The sequence below is a fragment of the Rahnella sp. CG8 genome (genome assembly GCF_023701875.1).
GTDB lineage: Bacteria > Pseudomonadota > Gammaproteobacteria > Enterobacterales > Enterobacteriaceae > Rahnella > Rahnella aceris.
In genome coordinates, this window is record NZ_JABAED010000006.1 from 83,941 (window position 1) to 106,716 (window position 22,776).

The 22,776-nt window shown below is 52.6% G+C and carries 23 protein-coding genes; 5 read left to right on the forward strand and 18 right to left on the reverse strand.

What is annotated here, in order from left to right; all coding sequences use genetic code 11:
- Positions 1–292: 292 nt before the first annotated feature.
- The 11 genes from flgL to flgB all read right to left on the reverse strand — a co-directional run bounded on the left by flgL (position 293) and on the right by flgB (position 10,428).
- A complete protein-coding gene (flgL, locus tag HGO41_RS07730) occupies positions 293–1,255 on the reverse strand; it encodes a flagellar hook-associated protein FlgL (protein WP_013575173.1) in 963 nt (320 codons plus the stop codon).
- A gap of 27 nt (positions 1,256–1,282) precedes the next feature.
- The gene (flgK, locus tag HGO41_RS07735) at positions 1,283–2,935 is read right to left on the reverse strand and encodes a flagellar hook-associated protein FlgK (protein ID WP_013575172.1); all 1,653 of its coding nucleotides are present in this window, start codon (positions 2,933–2,935) and stop codon (positions 1,283–1,285) included.
- 140 nt (positions 2,936–3,075) lie between these two features.
- Entirely contained in the window at positions 3,076–4,026 is a 951-nt protein-coding gene (gene flgJ, locus HGO41_RS07740) for a flagellar assembly peptidoglycan hydrolase FlgJ (RefSeq protein ID WP_250980936.1), read from the reverse strand.
- Positions 4,026–5,132: a flagellar basal body P-ring protein FlgI gene (locus tag HGO41_RS07745; protein ID WP_013575170.1), complete on the reverse strand. Its 1,107-nt coding sequence runs from the start codon at positions 5,130–5,132 to the stop codon at positions 4,026–4,028. Before HGO41_RS07745 ends, flgJ begins: the two co-directional genes overlap by 1 nt.
- Positions 5,133–5,142: 10 nt before the next feature.
- Positions 5,143–5,847, reverse strand: a complete 705-nt coding sequence (locus tag HGO41_RS07750; protein WP_071823641.1) for a flagellar basal body L-ring protein FlgH — start codon at positions 5,845–5,847, stop codon at positions 5,143–5,145.
- A 127-nt stretch (positions 5,848–5,974) separates the two neighbouring features.
- A complete protein-coding gene (gene flgG / locus HGO41_RS07755; RefSeq protein ID WP_013575168.1) occupies positions 5,975–6,757 on the reverse strand; it encodes a flagellar basal-body rod protein FlgG in 783 nt (260 codons plus the stop codon).
- A 21-nt stretch (positions 6,758–6,778) separates the two neighbouring features.
- Positions 6,779–7,534: a flagellar basal body rod protein FlgF gene (locus tag HGO41_RS07760; RefSeq protein WP_013575167.1), complete on the reverse strand. Its 756-nt coding sequence runs from the start codon at positions 7,532–7,534 to the stop codon at positions 6,779–6,781.
- Between the two features lie 34 nt (positions 7,535–7,568).
- Positions 7,569–8,813 carry a flagellar hook protein FlgE gene (gene flgE, locus HGO41_RS07765; RefSeq protein WP_013575166.1) on the reverse strand — a complete coding sequence of 415 codons (1,245 nt, stop codon included), beginning with the start codon at positions 8,811–8,813 and terminating at the stop codon, positions 7,569–7,571.
- A gap of 77 nt (positions 8,814–8,890) precedes the next feature.
- Positions 8,891–9,595: a flagellar hook assembly protein FlgD gene (gene flgD, locus HGO41_RS07770; RefSeq protein WP_013575165.1), complete on the reverse strand. Its 705-nt coding sequence runs from the start codon at positions 9,593–9,595 to the stop codon at positions 8,891–8,893.
- Positions 9,596–9,606: 11 nt separating this feature from the next.
- Positions 9,607–10,011 carry a flagellar basal body rod protein FlgC gene (gene flgC, locus HGO41_RS07775; RefSeq protein ID WP_013575164.1) on the reverse strand — a complete coding sequence of 135 codons (405 nt, stop codon included), beginning with the start codon at positions 10,009–10,011 and terminating at the stop codon, positions 9,607–9,609.
- A 6-nt stretch (positions 10,012–10,017) separates the two neighbouring features.
- Positions 10,018–10,428, reverse strand: a complete 411-nt coding sequence (flgB, locus tag HGO41_RS07780; protein ID WP_013575163.1) for a flagellar basal body rod protein FlgB — start codon at positions 10,426–10,428, stop codon at positions 10,018–10,020.
- 164 nt (positions 10,429–10,592) lie between these two features.
- Here flgB and flgA point away from each other — a divergent pair, with 164 nt between their 5' ends.
- From flgA to HGO41_RS07805, 5 genes are all read left to right on the forward strand, one after another.
- Positions 10,593–11,324 (forward strand): flagellar basal body P-ring formation chaperone FlgA, encoded by a 732-nt coding sequence (flgA, locus tag HGO41_RS07785; RefSeq protein WP_015689767.1) that lies wholly within the window; start codon positions 10,593–10,595, stop codon positions 11,322–11,324.
- Between the two features lie 159 nt (positions 11,325–11,483).
- The gene (flgM, locus tag HGO41_RS07790) at positions 11,484–11,786 is read left to right on the forward strand and encodes a flagellar biosynthesis anti-sigma factor FlgM (RefSeq protein WP_013575161.1); all 303 of its coding nucleotides are present in this window, start codon (positions 11,484–11,486) and stop codon (positions 11,784–11,786) included.
- Positions 11,787–11,835: 49 nt separating this feature from the next.
- Entirely contained in the window at positions 11,836–12,288 is a 453-nt protein-coding gene (locus HGO41_RS07795; protein ID WP_013575160.1) for a flagella synthesis protein FlgN, read from the forward strand.
- A gap of 481 nt (positions 12,289–12,769) precedes the next feature.
- Positions 12,770–13,447, forward strand: a complete 678-nt coding sequence (locus tag HGO41_RS07800) for a hypothetical protein (protein ID WP_250980937.1) — start codon at positions 12,770–12,772, stop codon at positions 13,445–13,447.
- Positions 13,448–13,459: 12 nt separating this feature from the next.
- Positions 13,460–14,890 carry a PAAR domain-containing protein gene (locus tag HGO41_RS07805; RefSeq protein ID WP_250980938.1) on the forward strand — a complete coding sequence of 477 codons (1,431 nt, stop codon included), beginning with the start codon at positions 13,460–13,462 and terminating at the stop codon, positions 14,888–14,890.
- A gap of 885 nt (positions 14,891–15,775) precedes the next feature.
- Here HGO41_RS07805 and HGO41_RS07810 read toward each other — a convergent pair.
- From HGO41_RS07810 to cheR, 7 genes are all read right to left on the reverse strand, one after another.
- Positions 15,776–16,192, reverse strand: coding sequence for a flagellar protein FlhE (locus tag HGO41_RS07810; protein WP_015689761.1), 417 nt, complete (start codon positions 16,190–16,192; stop codon positions 15,776–15,778).
- Position 16,193: 1 nt separating this feature from the next.
- Positions 16,194–18,278 (reverse strand): flagellar biosynthesis protein FlhA, encoded by a 2,085-nt coding sequence (gene flhA / locus HGO41_RS07815; RefSeq protein ID WP_015689760.1) that lies wholly within the window; start codon positions 18,276–18,278, stop codon positions 16,194–16,196.
- Entirely contained in the window at positions 18,271–19,425 is a 1,155-nt protein-coding gene (gene flhB / locus HGO41_RS07820) for a flagellar biosynthesis protein FlhB (protein ID WP_013575156.1), read from the reverse strand. Before flhB ends, flhA begins: the two co-directional genes overlap by 8 nt.
- A 325-nt stretch (positions 19,426–19,750) precedes the next feature.
- Positions 19,751–20,395 carry a protein phosphatase CheZ gene (gene cheZ / locus HGO41_RS07825; protein WP_013575155.1) on the reverse strand — a complete coding sequence of 215 codons (645 nt, stop codon included), beginning with the start codon at positions 20,393–20,395 and terminating at the stop codon, positions 19,751–19,753.
- Between the two features lie 10 nt (positions 20,396–20,405).
- The gene (cheY, locus tag HGO41_RS07830; RefSeq protein ID WP_013575154.1) at positions 20,406–20,795 is read right to left on the reverse strand and encodes a chemotaxis response regulator CheY; all 390 of its coding nucleotides are present in this window, start codon (positions 20,793–20,795) and stop codon (positions 20,406–20,408) included.
- A 46-nt stretch (positions 20,796–20,841) separates the two neighbouring features.
- Entirely contained in the window at positions 20,842–21,891 is a 1,050-nt protein-coding gene (locus HGO41_RS07835; protein ID WP_013575153.1) for a protein-glutamate methylesterase/protein-glutamine glutaminase, read from the reverse strand.
- Entirely contained in the window at positions 21,891–22,763 is an 873-nt protein-coding gene (gene cheR, locus HGO41_RS07840) for a protein-glutamate O-methyltransferase CheR (protein ID WP_013575152.1), read from the reverse strand. Before cheR ends, HGO41_RS07835 begins: the two co-directional genes overlap by 1 nt.
- Positions 22,764–22,776 lie beyond the last annotated feature (13 nt).

Here is a 22,776-nt window from a genome sequence, read left to right on the forward strand (position 1 = left end):
ACAGATTCCTCTAACGGGTTCGGATTGTATCAAGGCGGCAACTGAGCGAATCCCCGGGAGCTTACAATAAGTAAGTGACTGGGGTGAACGAAGGCAGCCAACGCAGAGACAATTTGAAGCAGGACGAGGAAAAAGTGTATGTCACTTAAACCTTAGAAAAAGTGACATACAAAGCTGAAAGTACCCGGTTTAAGTACAGTCAGAAAAGAATCTGCCGGTCTGCCGTAAAAGCAGACAGGCAGCGATAACGAAGAGATGGAGCCTGGCGCGTAAGCTTACGCGCCGGAGAGTATTACGAATTCATCTGGAACAGTGACATACCCTGCATGGCGCTGTAGGTCTTATAGGATGCCTGAAGCGCAACCTGCTGCAAGGTGTAGGTCGAAATTGCTGAGGTCCATTCGGTATCGACCAGATTACTGAGTTTGGTCGAGTTCGATACATCACGGTTGTCGCCCAGTGTATCGAGATTATCCAGTTCGGACATCTGCGTACCCAACTCTGAACGCACGGAAAGCACGTTGTTGAGTGAGTTACTCAGGCCACGGTTGGCTTTATCGATGGCATCGGTGTATTGCGTATCCGTGGTGTTATCCGCCGATGGCGTTCTCAGCGCAGTCAGCGCACCGTCGATGGTTTTGAATAAATCTGATTCGCTCGGAGAACCGTCCGGTTCGGCTTTCGCATCACCGGTTAAGGCATTAAAAATCTGGTTACCGGTATGGTTGATGGTCATGGTACGACTGGTATCAACCTGCTGAGTAATAGACGTCGTGCCCCCGGAATAGGTTACCGCACCCGTTGTGGCGTCCTGCGTATAAGGCGGAGTATCACTTTTGTAACCGGCGAAGATGAAGCGGCCGTTACCGTCGGTGCTGTTCGCCAGGTTCACCAGTTGCGATTTCAGGCTGTCCAGTTTAGTCGCCAGAGAAGAACGGTCGTCATCGCTTAAAGAACCGTCACCGGCCTGAACGATCAACGTCTGTGCATCCTGAATGGTCGAGGTCACGCTGCTTAAAATCGACTCTTCCTGACTCATACTCTGGTTAGCAAAGGTACGGGCCACGGAAAACTGGCTGTTCTCCGATTGCGCCTGCCGTACCAGCACCGCCTGCGACGCCGCCAGCGGGTCATCCGAAGGCTTGCTCACTTTGCTGCCGGTCGACAACTGTAAACCGGTCGCCTGGAAACGGTTCTGACCATCCAGTACCGCATTCATGTTTTGGTTGTAAATCATATTGGTACTAAGACGCATGGCATCAGTTCCTTATCAGTTCTGGGATCAGCGAATGTTGATGATCGCGTCGAATATCGTCGAAGCCGTCTGCACGACCTGCGCGTTCGCCAGATAATATTGCTGGTAACGTTGCAGATCGCCGTATTCTTCATCGAGGTTAACCCCGGAGATAGACTGCTGTTGAGCGGTGAGCTGCGTGACGATATTCGCCTGTGAGGTGCTGGTGGTGGTCAGCGTGGAAACCTGGTTACCCACGTTACTTACCATGCTGGCGTATGCGCCCGACAGGGTGGATTTACCTTCCACCAGTTTCGCGGTTTGCAGATTCAGCAGTTTCTGCGCGTTGGTGTTGTCACTCACGCCGCTGTCTGCCGCACCCGCTGCGGCGATCAATGAAGAATCACTGATAGCCAGATTCATGCTGCCCGCAACATTGCTGACCGTTTTGATGGTGATGCTGTCATTGGTATTCGGCGTGCCGGTGACGGAAACCGACAAGCCATCGAAATTCATCGTCGGATCACCGTTGCTGTCGGTGCCCGCCGTCGGGGTGATTTTTGCCCCGTCGGAAACGCGGGTTACATCCCAGCTGGTGCCGTTGTAAGCCATGGTGTAATCGCTGGCTTTCACCGCGGCCGTGTCGGTATATGCCACGCTCAGTTGGGCGCTGCCGGTATTTTTGGTGTTGCTGACCGTGGTCGCGCCGGTGAAGGAGAAGAAGTCCGTCCCCGCGTCACCGTTGAGGTCAAAACCGGCTTTGTTGGTGGTATTGAAGCTGTCAGACAGCGCCAGCGCCAGTTGCCCGAGCTGGTTAATGGCCGGTTCCAGGTTGTCTTTACGGAAAGCCAGCGTGCCGCCGAGCGAACCGGTGGTCAGACGGCTTTCCTGAATTTCAGAAACCGAACCGTCCGGTTGGGTCATGCCGACCGTCAGTTTGGAAGGATCGGCACTGGACGGCATCGCAACCACCGTTTTGGCGTTGCCGCCGCTCACCAGCGGCGTGCCGTTGGCGAATGAAATATTGTAAGTATCGCCGTCCTGCTGGGTCACGACCACACCGGTGACGTTGTTCAGCTGACTGACCAGTTGGTCACGCTGATCGAGCAAGGCGTTAGGTTCCTGTCCGGTGCTGCCACGCGTCGCGGTGATCTGACTGTTCAGTTTGGCAATCTGCGACGCATAGGTGTTGATCTGGTCAACATTCTGCGTGACTTGCTGGTTAACGGCGGTATTCATGTCGTTCAGGTATTTGGCTGAACTGTTGAACTGCGCGGTTAAACCCTGTGCCTCACCCAGCACTGCCTGACGAGCCGCACTGTCGCTGGCATTGCTGGTCAGCGTTTGCAGGCCTTTAAAGAAGGTCGACATGGTGGCATCGATACCTGTGGAACTGTCGCCGAGCAGGTCATCGATAGAGCTGGCCTGATCAAGCTGCGTTGACAGCGCGCTGCCGGTTGCGCTGGCACCCAGAAGCTGCTTCACCACGAAAGAGTTGTACTCACGATTCACACCGGTCACCGTCACACCGTTGCCGATATAACCGGCAGGAGTAGAGATGCCATTACTTTGCGTAATAATGGCGGTCTGGCGGTTATAACCGGCCACACTCACGTTAGCGATGTTGTTCCCGGTGGTACTGAGCGCCGCCTGCGCTGCGTTCAGTCCGCTCATTGCGGTATTAATTAAGCTACTGGACATGAGTGACCTTTTGGCTGCCGGTGACTTTTTACCACCGTGTAATTAAGGAAGCTGAGCCGGGGGTTTCCCCTTTTCCCATTCTGATCGTGTTATCGGCCTGCACCGCTAAAACTTGAGAAAAAAAACGAGGATTTGCGGGTCTAGAAGATATCTTTTAAATCATGGCTATAGGCTTTCACCGCCTGCTCGCCCGCGCCTTTGATTTTCTGGATCACACTCACCAGTTTGTCGGCATAATTCGGGTCGGTCGCGTAACCTGCACGTTGCAAGGCATGCGCGGCTTGTTCAGGAGTACTGGCCGAGGCAACCTGCGCATAACGCGGGTTGTTGGTGAGCAATTTGATGTAGTCGCTGATGGCTTCCACATAGGAGCCGTACACGCGGAAACTGGCCTGCACTTTTTTCGCCACGCCGCTGGTATATTCCGTGGTGGTGATTTGGGTGGTCGGACCGTCCCAGCTGCTGCCCGCTTTGATACCGCACAGGTTGAAGCTGCGTTTGCCGTCGGCAGTCGGGATCTCGCGCTGCCCCCAGCCAGATTCCAGCGCGGCCTGCGCCATGATCAGCTGATGCGAAATCCCGCTGTCTTTACTGGCGACCTGTGCCGGAATGGTGAGGCTGGAAACGAACTGTCCGCTGTCGGCTGGCAACGGTGCGCCGCCGGTGGTGCGGTCCGGCGCAGTCGGAATGACTTTGCGCAGATACTGTTCCATTGCCTGCAACGGCATGGTTTTCAGCACTTCGCCGTCCAGCGCCATCGGCACCGTTCCCGCCAGTTCTGACGGTTGCTTGCTGCCACCGGTCAGTTGTTCGACCATCATGTCGGCCATGCCCAGCCCTTTGTCGGACATGTCCTGAGCAATTTGCTGATCGTACATCGATGTATAAAGTTTGGTGGATTCGTTATCCAGAATCCCCCCTTGCGGCAGTGCCTGACGCATGCTTTTCAGCATCATCTGCACGAACACCCCTTCAAACTGCTTCGCCACTTCTTTGATGTGCGCCTGAGGATCCTGCGCCACATCCCGCTTCAGTTTGTTAAGGGATTGCGTGTCATACGCCGCCCCTGACATCGACATCAGATCGCTCATCAGATAATTTCCAAATCAGCACGCAGGCATCCGGCTGTTTTCATCGCCTGCAGAATGGACATCAGATCGATAGGCGTCGCGCCTAACGCGTTCAGGGTACGGACAACGTTGTTCAGGCTGGCACTGGAGCGTACCTGCTGAATCGACCCGCCGGACTGGCGTACGGAAATATTGGTGTTCGGCGTCACTACCGTCTGACCGCCGCCAAATGGCGTATTCGGCTGGCTGACATCGTTCTGGCGATCGACCACCACAGACAGATTGCCCTGTGCAACCGCACAGTTATCCAGGGTTACATCGCGGTTCATGACCACCGAACCGGTACGGGAGTTGATGATGACTTTCGCATCCATCGGCCCGACGTTCACTTCGATATTTTGGATCTGCGCCAGAATGCGCACCTGAGAGGTATTGCCACGCGGCACCACCACCTGAATATTGCGGGAATCCAGCGCTGACGCCACCCCCATTCCCTGACGGTTGATGGCGTCACTGACCTGCTGCGCCAGGTTGAAATCTTCGTCGTTAAGTTGCAGGCTGATCACGCCTTCGGTGCCGAACGTACTCGGCAATTCGCGTTCAATGGTTGCCCCGCCGGTAATACGCCCACCTGAAACCTGGTTAACTGTCACGCTGCTGCCACCGGAGGAAGCGCCTGCACCGCCGACCAGCACGTTACCCTGCGCCAGTGCGTAAACCTGATTATCCACCCCTTTCATCGGGGTCATCAGCAAGGTGCCGCCGCGAATACTTTTGGCATTACCCATGGATGAAACCACCACATCGATGGCCTGACCGGCACGCGAAAACGGCGGCATTTTGGCGGTGACCATCACCGCTGCCACGTTTTTCAACTGCATGTTGGTGCCTGCCGGTACCGTGATACCGAGCTGGGACAACATGTTAGTCAGCGTCTGGGTGGTAAAAGGTGTTTGTGTGGTCTGGTCACCGGTACCGTCAAGACCCACCACCAGCCCGTAGCCGATCAGGGCGTTATCACGCACACCCTGTACCGTCGTCAGATCACGAATACGGTCGGCGGATGCGGGCAGTACCACCAGGGCGGACATCGCCAGACAGAGAATACCGGAAAGGAGTTTTCGCATGATTGCCTCGTTATAACGGCGATAAGTTTAAGAAGAACCGCTGCAACCAGCCCATGTTCTGCGCTTCATTGATGTAGCCATTCCCGACGTACTCGATGCGTGCATCTGCCACCTGCGTGGAGATAACGGCGTTCGAACCGCTGATGGTGCGCGGGTTGACCACACCGGAGAACCGGATAAATTCAGTTCCCTGATTAATTTCGATTTGTTTCTCTCCGACAACTTTCAGGTTGCCGTTTGCCAGCACTTCCCCAACCGTCACGGTCAGGGTGCCGCTGAAGGTGTTATTGGCCGCTGCGCCGCCTTTACCGGCAAAGGTGTTGGCACCGGTCATATCGAGGTCGGCACGGGCATTACCGAACAGACCTTCCAGATAACGTGGCGCTGTCGCTGCGCCAAAGCTGGTCGCGCCGTTGCGGCTGGCGTTCGCTGAGGAGCTTTTGCTTGCACTGACATTTTCCTGCAAGACAATGGTCAGCGTGTCGCCGACATTGCGTGGACGGCGGTCTTCAAACAGAGGCTGATAACCGTAGTTCATCGGCTGAACTGACTGGAAAATCGAACCGTTAGGAACCGGCGGTGCCGCAGGCGCAGGGGTCGCTGTGGTTGCTCCGGGTACCAGCGGGGTATGCGGCATATACGCGCAGCCATTCGCCAGTAACGTGATTAACAGCGGCAGCACCAGCTTGCCTGGTCGGTCTTTAGAAGAAGTCATTACCGACGTGTTTTTTTTGGTCACCACAGTTATCGCCTTTAAAAAATCGACCTGGTAGGGATCTGAACCGGTTCAGGACAGAAGCGTTTCCGCCCCTGCCCTCTTGTTTTCAATCAACCGCCAAACATTACAGCTGGGAAAGTTTCTGTAGCATTTCGTCCGAGGTGGACACGGCTTTACTGTTAATTTCGTAAGCACGCTGGGTCTGGATCATGTTGACCAGTTCTTCCGCCACGTTGACGTTAGAGGTTTCCACATAACCCTGATACAGCAGACCTGCGCCGTTCAGACCCGGAGTGCTTTCGGTTGGTGCGCCGGAGCTTTGGGTTTCCTGGTACAGGTTTTCACCGAGTGATTCCAGGCCGCTGTTGTTGATGAAGGTGCTCAGCGTCAGTTGCCCCACCTGCTGTGCCGCCGTCTGACCTTGCGTGGTCACACTCACGATACCGTCACGCCCGACCGTCATGCTCAGCGCATTCGCCGGAACGGTGATCGCAGGAATAACCTGATAACCACTGGAGGTCACCAGCTGACCGTTCTGATCAACCTGGAAAGACCCGTCACGGGTATAGGCCGTCGTGCCGTCCGGCAACTGAACCTGGAAGAAACCTTCCCCTTTGACTGCAATGTCTTTGCTGTTGCTGGTCTGCGACAGGTTGCCCTGCGAGAACAAACGCTCAGTAGAAACAGGACGCACACCGGTACCAATCTGTAAACCGGATGGCAGGTTGGTTTGCTCAGAAGACTGCGCACCAGGCTGACGGACTGTCTGGTAAAGCAGGTCTTCAAATACCGCACGCTGGCGTTTAAAACCGTTGGTGCTGACGTTCGCCAGGTTGTTGGCGATTACATCCATATTGGTCTGCTGGGCATCCAGACCGGTTTTCGCAATATACAGCGATGGGATCATGTCATTACTCCTCTGCCATCATCAGCTCATTGACAGCAGATTGTTGGCACTCTGTTCATTTTCATCGACGCTGTGGATGACTTTCATCTGCATCTCAAAGCGACGGGCGTTGGCGATCATGTCAACCATGGTTGAAACCGGATCCGCGTTACTGCCCTCAAGCGTTCCGGGCATAACGTGAATAGTCGGGTCAGGCTGTAAAGCCGCACCCCGTGCCTGAACGGTCGCCGGCGTTGGCCGGAACATACCATCATCGCCACGGGTGACTTCATTGTTGGCCGCTTTCACCAGCTTGAGCTTACCGAGCTGGCCCATGGTGTTGGGGTCAGCACCGGCTTCAAGCACGGCAATGGTCCCGTCCGCAGAAACCGTGAGCTGAGAATTCGGCGGAACTTCAATCGGGCCGTTATCCCCCATCACCGGATGACCCTGAACGGTCAGCTGGTTAGTCGGTGACACTTGCATGTCACCGTTACGGGTATAGGCTTCAGAGCCATCAGGCATCTGCACCGCAAGGAAACCGTCCTGCTGTAAAGCCACATCCAGCGGACGGCCGGTGTAGTTCAGCTTGCCCTGCGTCATATCTGCGCCCGGCGTGGATGCCGTGACCAGCGTGCGGGTTTGCAGGCTTTCACCGTCTACCGGCACTGCGCGCATCGCTAAAAGCTGCGAGCGGAAGCCCGGTGTATTGGCGTTAGCCAGGTTACTCGACGTCACCGACTGCTGAACCAGCGTCTGGCTGGCTGCGCCGCCTGCGGTGTAGATAGCGTGATCCATAATGCTGCCCTGTTCTCAGGTGATAAAACGCGTATTAACGCAGGTTAACCAGCGTGTTCAGGATGGAGTCCTGAGTTTTGATGGTCTGCGCATTCGACTGGTAGTTACGCTGAGCAACAATCATGTTGACCAGTTCCGCACTCAGATCGACGTTGGAAGATTCCAGCGCGCCGCTGGTCATTGACGCTAAACCGCCCTGACCCGCGATACCGGTCACAGCCTGGCCGGAAGACGCGGTAGCCGTCCACACGTTGTCGCCTTCAGATTTCAAACCTTCCGGGTTAGAGAAGTTACTCAGCACAATCTGGCCCAGTAACTGGGTTTTGTTGTTGGAGTAAGTGCCGGAGATTGTGCCGTCGTCATTGATGGTGTAACCGGTCATCTGACCCGCTGCATAACCATCCTGAGTCTGGGAACCGATGCTGTCGCTGCCGGTGCTCTGCTGGATACTGCCGGTGAAATCCAGGGAAACGGTTTGTGGCGTCACCGTCCCGTTAGTCGCGGTGTTCATTGGCAACGTCAGTGCCAGACCGGCATTGGCGACGCCTGCGGCGTTAGTGGTACTCACCAGCGCACCACTGGTATCAAATTGCATTGCACCAATTTTGCCAGCTGTTGAACCTGTGACGCTGCCGTCTTGCGCGTAAACATCCCAGTTGTTCGCAGAGGTTTTCACGAAGTAGACGTTGTTATCGTGAGCATTACCCTGTGAGTCATAGGTGGTGATGCTGTTGACGTAGTTGTAGCTGGTGTCATCGCTGCTGCTGAACGTTTTGGCGGCCGGGATCGCCGTATCCGTTGAGTTCAGGTTGGCCACCATCGTACCCACCGTGGTGGCTTTCGCGCTCATCAGGGTGGTCGGGATGTTCAGGGCAACCGGCTGTGCGCCTGCGGCGATAGTCGGGGGGGTGCCGGTGGCCGGAAAACCGGTGACACTCAGACCCTGCATGTTCACCAGATTACGGTTGGCATCCAGTGAGAACTGACCATTGCGGGAGTAATAAACCGCGCCACTGGTGTCCGTCAGACGGAAGAAACCGTTGCCGCTCAGGGCCACATCCAGACCGCGGGAGGTGTTGGTGGTCGTACCGTCATTGAAGTTCTGAGTGACAGCGGCGACTTTAACGCCCATACCGGTTTGGGAACCGGCAAACATATCGGCAAAAGAGGCGGTGGCTGTTTTAAAACCGACGGTCGCGGAGTTGGCAATGTTGTTACCAATCACATCGAGGTTAGTCGATGCCGCGCTCAGGCCGCTGACTGCTTGGGAAAAGCTCATGTTAGCTCCATTGTACTGTGTGTAGTGTTTTTAGCTCCTGCCCCGGCGAAGGGGAGGGAGCGGTCTGAGTGACTCACTTACAAAATCTGGCGTACAGAATCGACTTTCGCGGTTCCGCGTACGCCCAGATCCAACGCGGTATTCCCGGCTGAATCTGTCGTTACACCATTGACCAGCGCATAGTTCAGCGGTGTTGCCACCATTTGCTGACCATTGTTCAGGGCATTGATGCTAAAGGTGTAGCTGCCATCCGGTGCTTTGGTGCCATCGTCCTGTGTACCGTCCCAGGTATAGCTGTGCACACCGGCAGTCTGGGAGCCCAGCGTGATGGTTTTCACCACTTTACCGGTGGCGTCGCTGACTGTAGCGGTGGTGGTATCGGAGGCCGTTTCCAGTTCAAATCCGAATGGCGTGGTGCTGACAGTGCCGTCAGTGTCGCTGCCGACCAGAATTGCGCTGCCGGACACCATCACGCCGTGACCGATCAATGAACTTGCCTGAACAGATGAACCACTGGTGATTTGTCCGGAAATGCTGCCCAGCGTGGTATTGAGTTTTTCAATCCCGCTGACGGTGCTGATTTGTGCCAGCTGACTGGTCAGCTGACTGTTATCCATCGGATTGGTGGGATCCTGGTTTTTCAGCTGGGCGACCAGCAGGGTCAGGAAACTGCTGGATAAATCATCCGCAGAACTGGTTCCGGTTGTGGACGAACCACCGGAACTGGTGCTGGCGATCGTGGTGTTATCAGTGGTGTCATTAATCGACGTGGTAATTGCCATGATTCGCTCCGCTATTGCCCCAGAGTGAGGGTTTTCATCATCAACGACTTGGTGGTGTTAAGCACTTCGACGTTGGCCTGATAACTGCGGGAAGCGGAGATGGTGTTCACCATTTCGCTGACCACATCTACGTTTGGCATCTGCACATAGCCTTTTGCATCCGCCATCGGATTGCCCGGCTCATACACCATGCGCATGGGTGCCGGGTCATCAACGACCTGCGCCACTTTCACGCCGCCGGTTTCCTGACCCGGTGCCGCATCCACCTGGAAAACCACCTGCTTCGCTTTATACGGCTTACCATCCGGGCCGGTGACGCTGTCGGCGTTGGCCATGTTACTGGCGCTGACGTTCAGGCGCTGAGACTGCGCGGCCAGCGCAGAACCGGCGATATCAAAAATACCAAGCATTGACATGGGCTATTATCCTTGCAGCACCGACATCATCCCTTTGATTTGCCCGCCGAGAACGGTCAAATCGGTCTGATAGCGCACGCTGTTATCCGCAAAATTGGTACGTTCACGGTCCATATCGACCGTGTTGCCATCTGCCGATGGCTGGTCAGGGATCCGGTACATCAGATCCATATCTGCAGGCTGTACGTTGGACGCCGGGATATGGCGGTCAGACGTCAGAGACAAGGAGATGCCGCTGCCGCTTGCACGCCCCTGCTCCATCACCTTCTGCAACTGACTGGCAAAATCGATATCGCGCGCCTGATACCCTGGGGTGTCGGCGTTAGCGATATTGGCTGAAAGAATTTCTTGCCGCTGGGCGCGCAGGTTGAGCGCTTCCTGTTGGAACTGTAGTGCGGCGTTCAATTTGTCGAGCATGCGCCCTCCGCAAAGTGAGATTTTGGAGTCGACAGCATAAATGCGAGTGTCAACTGGCTATCGTCTGAATAAGCATGAAATCGGGCGCTATTTGTCCCTTTAGGAATTGCAAAGTGAGCGTAGACTTGTGGCCAGTAGTAGGTTGGCACAAAGGTAAAACGCGAATGAACATGCTGAAAATATGTCGTACAGGCATTACGCTGGGCTGCATCATGACCGGTGCGACGTCTGGTGCTGTGAGCTATGCGCAGTCTTTGCCAGTGCAAGTCAAAAGCGTGCCTGCCTCGTCCAATAGCGATACACTGCTGTCCTCGCAAATTCAGCAGTTCTTCCGCCAGCAATATGCTGAAAGCGGAATGCAGGTGACCGTGGTCGTGAACACCCCGGCGGCGCGTCAGCCCCAATGTTTATCACCACAATTTATGCTTTCACCGAACAGTCGCACCTGGGGCAATGTCTCCGTGGCGGTGAACTGTAACGGCAAGAAAAGTTACGTACAGACCAAAGTGCAGGTCAGCGGAACGTACTGGGTGGCGGCGAAGAACGTGCCAGCGGGCGCTCACCTGACACAAACCGATATGCAACAAAAAACCGGGCGACTGGATCTGCTGCCACCGAAAACCATTCTTGACAGTCAACAGGCGGTGAATGGCATCACGCTGCGAAACATCAGCATCGGCCAGCCGTTAACCTTATCCATGCTGCGCCGTCCGTGGATGGTGCATGCGGGGCAGGAAGTTCAGGTTCAGGCAACAGGCAGTGGTTTTAATGTATCGAGTGCCGGTAAGGCGATGAACAATGCTGCAGCGAATGAATCAGTGCGGATCAGAATGCCGTCAGGTGCAATTGTGAACGGAACAGTAGGCTCAGATGGGTCTGTGACAGTGACGATATAATCCTAAAGTGCAGCCGTTGTTCTGCAAAAAGCTGCAATAAAAGCTAAAGTTATTTCGCCACATGTCGATAACACACGTATCAGAGTCGTCCGCGACGGCATTTTTAAGGGTTTTCATGAGATGTTCAAAACCCTGATCCCCATACTGGAGAAGAAATTTATGGCTATCGATCGTACTCAAGGTGTTTCACCTTTAACCTCGATCCAGCAACGCGAACCGTCTGAAGCTTCAGTACAGAACACGCGTAAAGAAGGCACTGTTTCTGGCACCACCACCAGCGGTACGGCGGTGACCCTGAGTTCAGCACAGGCATCTCTGACTCAGTCAAGTGCGCAGGACATTAACACGGCACGTGTCGAAGAACTGAAACAAGCTATCCGCGACGGTAAACTGACGATGGATACCGGCAAAATCGCTGATGCTTTGTTACAGGACACGCAGGATTATCTCAAAGGTCTTTAAGCTGAAGACCTCAGTGTGAAGACAAAAAGTTGGAAGGTAATAAGGCCCGATGAAGAACTTTATCAAGACCATGACTACCTTGGTTGAAACGTTGCAAGCGCTGGATCAGGTGATTAATCACGAACAAACGATACTGTGCTCAGGCCGCGTAAATGGTGCAGCCTTGCAGCATATAACCGAGCAGAAAAGTTCATTGTTAGCCACGGTAGACTATCTTGATAAACAGCGTCGTCAGCATGACGAACGCCTCAGACAAACCGCACCCTACTCAGATCCACAAGGGCAGAGTCAGCCGGAAATCGCCGCGATGTGGCAAGATATTGTGCAAATGACCGCCAGGCTGAGTCAGATAAATCGTCACAACGGCATGTTACTGGGCAAACAAATCGCCTATAACACCGAGGCGCTGGCGATCCTTAACGCCAGTCAGACGCAGAAATTCTACGGACCGAACGGGCAGGAAACCGTATCGGGGCAAACCGTCAGGAAGATCTCCGTTTAACGCCAGACGAGGGGAACGGTTTCCCCTCCGTATTCGTATTTCCCCCGCGATTCACATCCCGACCTCTGCTGATACCTCTGTCAGATTAGCCAGACTTCTGATTTATCCCGATCTGTTTCCACCCGTCTGATGAGCAGAATGGCTTGCCTGCTGGGCTTTGCCCTGCCCCCGGTTCAGATAAGTTGTCAGCGCGGTTTGCCTGGCTCCTCCCCCTGCGAAGGGGGAGGATAGCCTACACATCATATTGAATATTAACGATATTAATTTTCTATTATGAATTTATATCCTGTTTTTTATCCAGCAAATAAATCTTATACAAACTAATTTCTGTTGTGAAGAAAAGAGCACAAATAGTTCAAGCGTTATTCAAAACTACAATTCACTGGATAAATTTTACTCATTGAATTCATTGAAATTTGACATTATTTCCACATAAAATGCAGGTGTATATTATCGTTTTCTCAACGAAACGGTAATCATTATGCCTCACACGACAAAGCGTCTCTACTTCTATGCTCCCGGTGATCATTTCCATCTTGCCCCTCTTGATATGTACGTAGTCTCAAAGATATCTGTAAGAGAGAATGGCATTCACTGGCTGGAACCGGTTTGGTCAACTGGCCTGACGCCCGATAAAAACGGGCTGCTTTTATTCACTTCAAAACTTGACGCTCTAATATGTGCTTTTGTACTAAACAAAAGCTCTGGTGAATCTTGGAATGTATATTCGTTTAATGATGTCAGCGTTACAGAAATGATGATCGATGTTGCATCAATCACAGCAAAATATCACATCCATATAGCATTCTGTTTCAGTATAGATAATAAAGAATGCCTATTATTTAAAAACGATAATTTGAAAATCCGAAGTTTTATACAGAGTTTTACAATTGAAAAGGAAATGTCTGCATTATCACCCATAACGCTTAAATTTAATAAGTCGTATTTTGATGAAATTAATTTTTATTGGGAGCAATGTTACCAAAACTATTGCGAAAGCATCAAAAAACAGAATTTAATGGATAATTCATTGCTTATGAATATAGCGTTAGAAGCTATAAAGAAAATGAACCTATCAAAAATAGATAAAGTTAATGACTGTGACTGCATATCACATTATTCAATAGACAAACAAAAATGGATAATTTCATTTAACTAGAAGGAAATAAAAATGGCTATTGGATATTTTATACGGCTGGGTGATAAAACCTCATGCGGCGGAAAAGTAGTAAGTGCAACAAGTCGTATTATACACCACGGTTTAAATTTAGCTCGACTTGGTGACAAAGTTACATGCGGTAAAAATGAAGGTGTGTTTATCTTATTAGGTGGAATTCATAACTATACAAGCGACGGTCTGCCCTGCATCGGTACGCTTGAGAGTTCTAGTAGTTGCCCTTGTAAGGCGAGATTATTCGCAAGTGAATTTTCATCCAGTTACTATCCTGAAGCGCCGAAAATGGCGTCACAGAAAACCACTGACAATGAACCTGAGCAACACGCACAGGCGGCAAAGAAACAGATGGTTACTGAAACTAAACCAGAATCGGCACCAGCTTCCCCTCTAAAAGAGGATATACCACCACGCGAACCGGTGGATGCTGGATTCTGTATTGTTGATTTACCTGCGAATGTAAAAGATTTTGGTGACTATTTATTTTATAACCCTGTAGCAGGTGCAAGAGAATTATACGATACACTCAACGGCAGCGGACCAATCAAACCCGCTTCTATTCTTTTGTTAGTTGATCCTGAGAAACAAGATCCAAACCAAATCGAAACTTTGAAGAAAGCAAAAGCAAAAGTTGATACAGCATTAAGTGATTTAACTATGGATGAAGCCAGTTTCTTACATAAACACAAAGATACAATAGATACTTTCACCGGTTTTGGAAGTGGTATTACTGGCATGGCATCAGAAGTCGGCGGAAAATATTTTGAAGAAATTGAAAAGGTATTAAAAGAAATACAAGAAACTTACAAGAATGCTTATATTACAAGAGGTGCATTAATTGGTGAGCAATTCTATACCCAAAGGAAGATTCATTTCAAAAAGCTCAATTTGTTGCTTAATAATTTCATGAAATACAAATTGGGTATGAATGAGTATTCTGACATTAGACGGGCATTAGGTCTATCAAGTAGAAGCATAATGCGGCATTGGTCGCAAACTGGCGTAACAGAGATAGAAGGTTATGCAACGTATATTGAAAAATCAGCGAAGCTGATTAAAGCAATGAAAAAATTGGGATATGTTGGTATCACCTTAGATTTTGCAAACACGACTAATACTATTTATGATGCTTGTACAGTTGGTAGAGAGTCAGAGTGTAAGAAAATGACAGTTGTTGAGTACAGTAAATTTGCTGGTTCTCAAACTGGCGGATTATTCGGTGGGATAATAGGTGCTCGATTATCAGGGGCGGCCTGTGTGTGGGGGCTGGGTTTGCTTACAAGTGAAATTGGTGGTGCAGGAGCGTTGTTATGTTCTGCTGTAGCAGTGACAGGAGGGTTAGCCGGGGGAGAGGTTTTAGGATCGGTAGGGCAAGACCTCGGTAGTAGTGCCGGGCAAGCTCTGTATGAGGCATTCTATAGTGAGTGATAAAAACGTCATTGATATGATTACATTCTTACTACTTATATTAGTAATAATATTAGAGTTGGTAGTAACATTTTTCAATGAAAGACGTTATAAAGAACTATGTAATGAATACAAAAAGAAACATAACATCCCCCCCCCGGAGTTATGTCATTTAAATATTTCAATTTTAATATTGTATATATAAGTGTCCCGGTTGAAAAAATATCCTATGTTTACTTCCCACTTTTTTTAAGGAAAGAAAATCGTCTGATCAAAAAGGATTTTTATTTTTGGCATGATTTTATAAATACAAGTAAGTTTAAATTATGGGGAATGATTGAAGTTTCTTTGATTATAATATCCGCAATTATCTTCATTTTCTTAATTGCTCATTATTATTTTTTTTGATGAAAAAAGATGAAGGTATCTTTAAAGAAAAAGGTGCGGGCTTTAGTGTCTGTGATCGGCATGATTCGGATATCCTTTCGAGTAAGTTGATATCCGGTTTTATATCCGGTTTGATGTGCGCTGTCTAGCAATTGCACGCCAGCGCAAGCAACACTAAATCACTTTAAAAACAATTGGTTATACCGATGATGCAATGGTGTGCAATGGCCTGCAAGTGTGATATTTCCCCCTGCGAAGGGGGAGGTTGGGAGGGGGTTTTAAGGGCTAACACCTAGTCAGTGCAAACTTCAACATATTGATTTTTATTTAATACCCCACCCCAACCCTCCCCTTCGCAGGGGAGGGAGCCGTTCTCAGTTACAGGTGATCCTGGTGTAGCGACCCGGCCAGATGAGTTCCGGTGATAGCTGAACATCCATACAGATAAAATGGGCAAACATTGAGAATGGGAGACGGCGTCCGGAAGGTTTTCAGGGATTACTAGAGCCGGTGGAGGGCTTACTTATAGTTCACGATCACTTCATTACTGATCACCCGCAGCGGCGTATTCATTGCGCCAGCGCCGGGGACAAAATAAACCAGTCTTAATGGTGAAGTGGCGGACTGGCCGTAAAACGATTTTGTCACCCCGCCTTCGGCGTCCAGATTGATGCAGTGATTCATGGTGTTGCAGAGTCTGACCTGTAAACCGGCGGGTCTTGCGCCGAGCACTTCATATTTCCAGCTTAGGGTTGTGATGGTTGCAGAACCTGAACTGCGCACGGGCGCGGATGCCGGCGGTGCTAACGCGCCCGACGACATCATCACGCCACGGTTTTGCAGCACCACGCCGCGCTGGGTATCAGACCATGAACCGGACGCGGCCAGCGCGGGCAGGCTCAGTGTGGTCAGCAACAACAGTGTGGCGCGGCGCATGTTATTCACCGCCGATGGTGGCGGTCATGCGGATCTGGCGGCTGTCGCTCATTTCCAGATTCGACATCACGACGATATTGGGCAGTGAACGGCGCAGGAAGCGTGACAACAGCGGACGCAGTGCGTGATTCACCAGCAGAACCGGTGGCGCACTGAGCATATCCTGACGTTGTAATGCCGCCTCGGACTGGGTCAGCAAACGTTCAGCCAGACCCGGTTCCAGACCACCGCCGCTTTGCAGCGCCTGTAACAACAGACGTTCCAGGGAGGTATCCAGTCCGATAACCTGCACTTCACCGCTGCCCGGGAACCACTGCTGGGTAATCGCCCTGCCGAGCGCAACACGCACCACGGACGTCAGTTCGTTAGGATCCGGCTGGTTCGGGGCATATTCCGCCAGTGTTTCAACAATGGTGCGCATATCGCGGATCGAAACGCGTTCAGATAACAGGTTCTGCAACACTTTGTGCATATTGGTCAGGGAAATGATGCCCGGAATGAAATCTTCCGTCAGCTTCGGCATTTCTTTGGTGACACGTTCCATCAGTTCCTGCGTTTCCTGACGGCCAAACAGCTCTTTGGCGTGCATGCTGATCAGGTGATTCAGATGCGTTGCGACCACGGTACTGGCTTCCACCACGGTATAACCCTGAATTTGCGCCTGCTCACGCATAGCAGGTTCAATCCAGACCGCCGCCAGCCCGAATGCAGGATCAACCGTCGCTTCGCCTGGCAATTCGCCAATCGCGCTGCCCGGGTTGATCGCCATCCAGCGGCCCGGATGCGCCGCACCCGTGCCGATTTCCACGCCTTTCATCAGGATACGGTAGCCCGCTGGCGGCAGTTCGAGGTTATCGCGAATATGAATAACCGGCGGCAGATAGCCCATTTCCTGTGCGAATTTTTTACGGATACTGCGGATACGTCCCAGCAGCTCGCCGTTTTGGGCGAAGTCCACCATCGGGATCAGACGGTAGCCCACTTCCATACCCAGCGGGTCTTCAAGCTGAACGTCCTGCCAGCTGGCTTCTACCATTTGTTTACCGTTGTCTGCCACGGCCGGTGCGGCCGCTGCGGTGGCCGGTTTTTTCAGCTCCTGACCGCGAGTCCACCACGCCAGCGCCAGCAGCCCGGCGGTGAACATCAGGAAGACAAAGTTCGGCATGCCCGGCACCATACCGAGTAACCCCAGAACACCGGCACTCAGCATCATGACGCGCGGATTGCGGAACAACTGGGTCACCATCTGCTCGCCGACGTCTTCATTGGTGCCGACGCGGGTGACGATAACACCGGCTGCAGTAGAGATAACCAGCGCCGGGATCTGCGCAACCAGACCGTCACCGATGGTCAGCAGCGTATAACTTTCAGCCGCATGGCCGAGATCCATACCGTGTTGCAACACACCCACCAGCAGGCCGCCGACGACGTTGATGATCATGATCATCAGACCGGCAACGGCGTCACCCCGCACGAATTTACTTGCACCGTCCATTGAACCGTAGAAGTCCGCTTCCTGCGTCACGTCGCTGCGGCGTTTTTTCGCTTCGTCTTCGCCAATCAGACCGGCGTTCAGATCCGCGTCAATCGCCATCTGTTTGCCGGGCATCCCGTCAAGCACAAAACGCGCGCCCACTTCGGCAATACGCCCGGCACCTTTGGTGATAACCATGAAGTTGATCAGCACCAGGATGATAAACACCACGATACCGATGGCGAAGTTGCCGCCGACCAGGAAGTGACCGAAGGCTTCAATCACCCGCCCCGCGGCCGCGCCGCCGGTATGCCCTTCCAGCAGGATCACACGGGTTGAGGCAACGTTCAGCGACAGACGTAATAAGGTGGAAAACAGCAGAATGGTCGGGAATGCCGCGAAATCCAGCGTGCGCTGGGTAAACATTGCCACCAGCAACACCATGATGGATAACGCAATGTTAAAGGTGAACAGCAGGTCAAGGATGAACGGTGGTAACGGCAACACCATCATCGACAGGATGATCAGGATAAGAATTGGGCCTGCCAGTACCTGCCATTGTCCGGACTTAAAGTTGGCGGGTAAACGCAGTATCGCGGCCAGATTAGCCATGGGTATCACTCTCTCCTGCTGCAAAATCCAGACCTTCAGGGACTGGTAAATGTTGAGGTTTTTTCGGGATCAGCCCGCCTTCGCGCTTCCAGCGTTTCAGCTGATAAACCCAGGCCAGAACTTCAGCCACGGCGGCATACAGCGTCGCCGGAATTTGCTGACCAATGTCACTGTGCCGGTAAAGCGCACGCGCCAGAGGCGGCGCTTCCAGCATCGGAATTTTGTGCTCGACACCGAGTTCCCTGATACGCAGCGCCACGTCTCCCGCGCCTTTCGCCAGTACTTTCGGTGCACTCATTTTGTTTTCACTGTATTGCAGCGCAACGGCGTAGTGCGTCGGGTTGGTCACGATAACGTCCGCTTTGGGCACATCGGCCATCATGCGGCGCCTGGCCATCGCACGTTGCTGCTGGCGGATACGCCCTTTAACGTGCGGGTCACCTTCCTGACTTTTATGTTCGTCGCGGATATCCTGCTTGCTCATGCGCAGCTTTTTCAGGTTGCTCCAGATTTGCCAGAACACGTCGAAACCCACCATCGGCGTTAATCCCAGTACCACCATCAGCCCGCAGAACACCACCATGTTCAGTGCTTCACCCAGCGCCGGAATGGTCGGTTGCGCCATGAGGCGCATCATGTCCGGCCATTTATGCCACAAATACAACCCGGCGACGGTGCCGACCAGCAAGGCTTTAAGAACGGCTTTCAGCAGCTCCGCCAGCACCTGACCGGAAAATAAACGTTTCAAACCGGCAATCGGATCCATACGGCTGAACTTGAACTCAAAGGATTTACCGCTGAACATCAGGCCGCCGAGTAACAGCGGCGCGGCGAGTGCGATCAAAATCAGGCCGCCGATCACCGGCAATAATGCCCAGACTGCGCGGCCCAGCAGCGTCGCCATCTGCTGCAAAACCTGCCGGTCATCGCTGACCATGCCGTGATCAAACTTAAGACCTTGCGAAATCATCACGCCAAGCTGCCGCGCCATAGATTCGCCCGACATCCACAGCAGCGTTAAGCCGCCTCCCAGCATCAGAATTGAGGTCAGTTCGCGCGAGCGCGGTATCTGCCCTTCCTCACGCGCTTTTTCAAGCCGGTGTGCGGTGGGGGCCTCACTTTTTTCGAGATCGCTTTCTTCAGCCACCGGCGGTTCCTGTCAGGGTTTACCCGGCATGTAAAACACGACGGGCACAATTTCATGCAAACTCCCAACGTCACTGGAGTTGTAGCAAGGCAGCAAGCGAGAGGATCCCGATGAGCTGATATGAGTCAGTGATTCGGGTGAACGAACGACGCTACAGATTCAATGACGCAGGGATAGCATGACAAAAGCGGCGAAGTCTTATTGGTGAATTAGAGAGGAAAAATGGCGGCTATTCAGCAGATGAATTTATTTGTAAAAATTCCAGATAAGGAAAACACCCCTCAGTGCGAGACGGAGAGGTGTTTATTGCTGACGTGCTGGCACATCAAAAACCTAATGAATCCAGCAGATCGTCTACCTGTTCTTGTGAGGCCACAACACCGACACCGTTGGAATCGAGTTGCGGGCCGTTCAGCAGGCTGTCGTTTTCGCGCTTCGCTTTAGCCTGTTGTTCAGGAATATTTTCCATCAGCACCATTAACAGCTGATTTTCGATTTCCTGTACCACGGTCATCATGCGTTTAATGACCTGACCGGTCAGATCCTGGAAATCCTGTGCCATCATGATTTCCATCAACTGAGCATTGGTAAAACTGGTGTGCTCAGGGATTTCTTTCAGGTAGCTGCGGGTGTCCGTGACCAGCTCGCGGGCATCCGATAATTCAATCGGATTTTCAAACCATTCATCCCAACGCTTATCAAGTTTCTTCGCGGCAGATTCAAGTTTGTTCTGACGAGGCTGCGCAGCCTCAACACAGTTCAGGGCGCGTTCAGCCGCCTGAGCCGTCATGGTGACAACATAATCAAGACGATCGCGGGCATCCGGAATTGCTTCGGCTGCCTGAGCAATGGCCTGATCCAGACCAAGTTCACGCATGCTGTCACGCAACATACGGGTCAGTTGCCCAATGCGGGCGATAATTTCGCCCGCGGTTGCTGCATCATTTGCAGGCATTGGTATCTCTGCCATATACGGACTCCTACATGCCCAGTTTTTCGAAGATTTTGCCCAGTTTTTCTTCCAGCGTGGCGGCGGTAAAGGGTTTAACCACATAACCACTGGCCCCGGCCTGTGCGGCGGCGACGATGTTTTCTTTCTTCGCTTCTGCGGTTACCATCAGCACCGGCAACTTGCCCAGCGCAGCGTCAGCACGGATGGTTTTCAGCAGATCCAGACCGTCCATGTTGGGCATGTTCCAGTCGGATACCACGAAGTCAAAACCCCCGGCGCGCAGTTTGTTCAGCGCATCAACACCGTCTTCTGCTTCTTCAACGTTGTTGAAGCCCAGCTCTTTCAGCAGGTTGCGCACGATACGACGCATGGTAGAGAAATCGTCTACTACCAGAAATCTCAGATTTGGATCGGCCATGTTTTATCTACTCCTAAGGTTTGCTACCCAGCACAAGGCTGAAAAATTAAATACGTAATGCCTGACCGGCTGATATTTGCGCCAGCATCCGCTGGCTGATTTGGCTGAGATCCACCACTTCGTTTACGCCACCGGTGGCGATAGCCTCACGGGGCATACCGAACACCACACAACTGGCTTCGTTTTGTGCAAGGGTGTAAGCCCCTGCCCGGTGCATCTCAAGCATGCCGGCGGCGCCGTCATTGCCCATTCCCGTCAGGATCACCCCAACGGCATTGCGTCCGGCAAACTGCGCCACCGAACGGAATAAAACGTCGACCGACGGACGATGGCGGTTCACCGCCGGACCGTCGTTCAACTTAACCTGGTAGTTGGCGCCACTGCGCGTGAGTTCCATATGTCTGTCACCCGGTGCGATATACGCATGGCCCGGCAAAACACGCTCTCCGTCTTCCGCTTCTTTCACCGTGATCTGACATAACTTGTTCAGACGGTCGGCGAAAGAACGGGTGAAACCCGGTGGCATATGCTGGGTAATCATCAGCGCCGGACAGGTCGGCGGCAGCGGTTGCAGCACGTGGCGGATAGCCTCTGTGCCGCCCGTTGATGAGCCGATGGCAATCAGTTTTTCACTGCTCAGCAGCGGCGTATGGCTGAGAATACGCGGCTGATCAATGTTGACGCTTTTGTTCAGACGCGCTTTTGAGGCCGTGCGGATTTTATCGGCAATCATCTCGCTGTAGGCCAGCATACCTTCACGGATACCCAGTTGCGGTTTGGTCACAAAGTCAATCGCGCCAAGCTCCAGTGCACGCAGGGTAATTTCCGAGCCTTTGCCGGTCAGTGAGGAGACCATCACCACCGGCATCGGACGCAGACGCATCAGCTTTTCGAGAAAATCCAGGCCGTCCATACGCGGCATTTCAACATCCAGCGTCAGCACGTCCGGGTTAAATTTCTTGATGAGATCACGCGCCACCAGCGGATCGGGGGCGGTCGCGACCATTTCCATATCCGGATGGCTGTTGATGATTTCCGTCATCAGCTGACGCATTAACGCCGAGTCATCGACGCTCAACACTCTGATTTTATTCATTACCTCTCCTTGGCGAGGCCATAGACAGTCTGACCGCGCAAATAAAATTCCCGGCTGATTTGGCTGAAGTTTTCGGAGTGTCCGGCAAACATCAGGCCACCCGGTTTAAGTAACGGAACAAATCGGCGTAAAATTTTCTCCTGCGTTTCTTTATCGAAATAAATCATCACATTACGGCAGAAAATTGCATCAAACGGACCGTTCAGCTGCCACTGGTTCGCCAGCAGATTCAGTTGCTGGAAAGCCACCATCTGCGCCAGTTCGGGACGCACACGCACCAGGCCACTGTGCGGGCCTGTGCCTTTGAGGAAAAATTTCTGTAACTGCTGCGGGCTGAGCGTGCGCAGTTCTTCGAGGCGGTAAACCCCGGCGGTGGCTTTCTCAAGCACCTGCGTATCGATATCACTGGCCTGAATGCGGCAGCTTGCCATCCGCGGCCCCAGCGCTTCACTCAGCGTCATGGCGATGGAATAGGGTTCTTCGCCGGTCGAGGCTGCCGTGCTCCAGACGCTGTAACTGTTCGGACGCGAACGGGCATGTTCTGCCAGGATCGGAAAGTGATGCGCTTCGCGGAAAAACGCCGTCAGGTTGGTGGTCAGCGCATTAATAAACGCCTGCCATTCCGGACTGTTGCTGTCGTTTTCCAGCAGCGCCATATAGCTGGTGAAATCATTAAGCCCGAGTATCCGCAACCGCCGGACCAGGCGGTTGTAGACCATTTCGCGTTTGTGATCCGCCAGCACAATACCCGCGCGCTGATAGATAAGCTCACTTATCCGGCGAAAATGGGTATCGGACAGCGGTAAACGCTGGATCATCTGTGCCATGATCGAAGTGTTATCAGCACTCATTGGCGAGCCTGGTTGATTCATGGTGCAGCTCCAT

What these genes read in the sequence shown, in the direction of transcription:
- flgL (WP_013575173.1), bottom strand. Translation starts at nt 1,255, where the DNA reads ATGCGTCTTAGTACCAATATGATTTACAACCAAAACATGAATGCGGTA.
- flgK (WP_013575172.1), bottom strand. Translation starts at nt 2,935, where the DNA reads ATGTCCAGTAGCTTAATTAATACCGCAATGAGCGGACTGAACGCAGCG.
- flgJ (WP_250980936.1), bottom strand. Translation starts at nt 4,026, where the DNA reads ATGAGCGATCTGATGTCGATGTCAGGGGCGGCGTATGACACGCAATCC.
- HGO41_RS07745 (WP_013575170.1), bottom strand. Translation starts at nt 5,132, where the DNA reads ATGCGAAAACTCCTTTCCGGTATTCTCTGTCTGGCGATGTCCGCCCTG.
- HGO41_RS07750 (WP_071823641.1), bottom strand. Translation starts at nt 5,847, where the DNA reads ATGACTTCTTCTAAAGACCGACCAGGCAAGCTGGTGCTGCCGCTGTTA.
- flgG (WP_013575168.1), bottom strand. Translation starts at nt 6,757, where the DNA reads ATGATCCCATCGCTGTATATTGCGAAAACCGGTCTGGATGCCCAGCAG.
- HGO41_RS07760 (WP_013575167.1), bottom strand. Translation starts at nt 7,534, where the DNA reads ATGGATCACGCTATCTACACCGCAGGCGGCGCAGCCAGCCAGACGCTG.
- flgE (WP_013575166.1), bottom strand. Translation starts at nt 8,813, where the DNA reads ATGAGCTTTTCCCAAGCAGTCAGCGGCCTGAGCGCGGCATCGACTAAC.
- flgD (WP_013575165.1), bottom strand. Translation starts at nt 9,595, where the DNA reads ATGGCAATTACCACGTCGATTAATGACACCACTGATAACACCACGATC.
- flgC (WP_013575164.1), bottom strand. Translation starts at nt 10,011, where the DNA reads ATGTCAATGCTTGGTATTTTTGATATCGCCGGTTCTGCGCTGGCCGCG.
- flgB (WP_013575163.1), bottom strand. Translation starts at nt 10,428, where the DNA reads ATGCTCGACAAATTGAACGCCGCACTACAGTTCCAACAGGAAGCGCTC.
- flgA (WP_015689767.1), top strand. Translation starts at nt 10,593, where the DNA reads ATGAACATGCTGAAAATATGTCGTACAGGCATTACGCTGGGCTGCATC.
- flgM (WP_013575161.1), top strand. Translation starts at nt 11,484, where the DNA reads ATGGCTATCGATCGTACTCAAGGTGTTTCACCTTTAACCTCGATCCAG.
- HGO41_RS07795 (WP_013575160.1), top strand. Translation starts at nt 11,836, where the DNA reads ATGAAGAACTTTATCAAGACCATGACTACCTTGGTTGAAACGTTGCAA.
- HGO41_RS07800 (WP_250980937.1), top strand. Translation starts at nt 12,770, where the DNA reads ATGCCTCACACGACAAAGCGTCTCTACTTCTATGCTCCCGGTGATCAT.
- HGO41_RS07805 (WP_250980938.1), top strand. Translation starts at nt 13,460, where the DNA reads ATGGCTATTGGATATTTTATACGGCTGGGTGATAAAACCTCATGCGGC.
- HGO41_RS07810 (WP_015689761.1), bottom strand. Translation starts at nt 16,192, where the DNA reads ATGCGCCGCGCCACACTGTTGTTGCTGACCACACTGAGCCTGCCCGCG.
- flhA (WP_015689760.1), bottom strand. Translation starts at nt 18,278, where the DNA reads ATGGCTAATCTGGCCGCGATACTGCGTTTACCCGCCAACTTTAAGTCC.
- cheZ (WP_013575155.1), bottom strand. Translation starts at nt 20,395, where the DNA reads ATGGCAGAGATACCAATGCCTGCAAATGATGCAGCAACCGCGGGCGAA.
- cheY (WP_013575154.1), bottom strand. Translation starts at nt 20,795, where the DNA reads ATGGCCGATCCAAATCTGAGATTTCTGGTAGTAGACGATTTCTCTACC.
- HGO41_RS07835 (WP_013575153.1), bottom strand. Translation starts at nt 21,891, where the DNA reads ATGAATAAAATCAGAGTGTTGAGCGTCGATGACTCGGCGTTAATGCGT.
- cheR (WP_013575152.1), bottom strand. Translation starts at nt 22,763, where the DNA reads ATGAATCAACCAGGCTCGCCAATGAGTGCTGATAACACTTCGATCATG.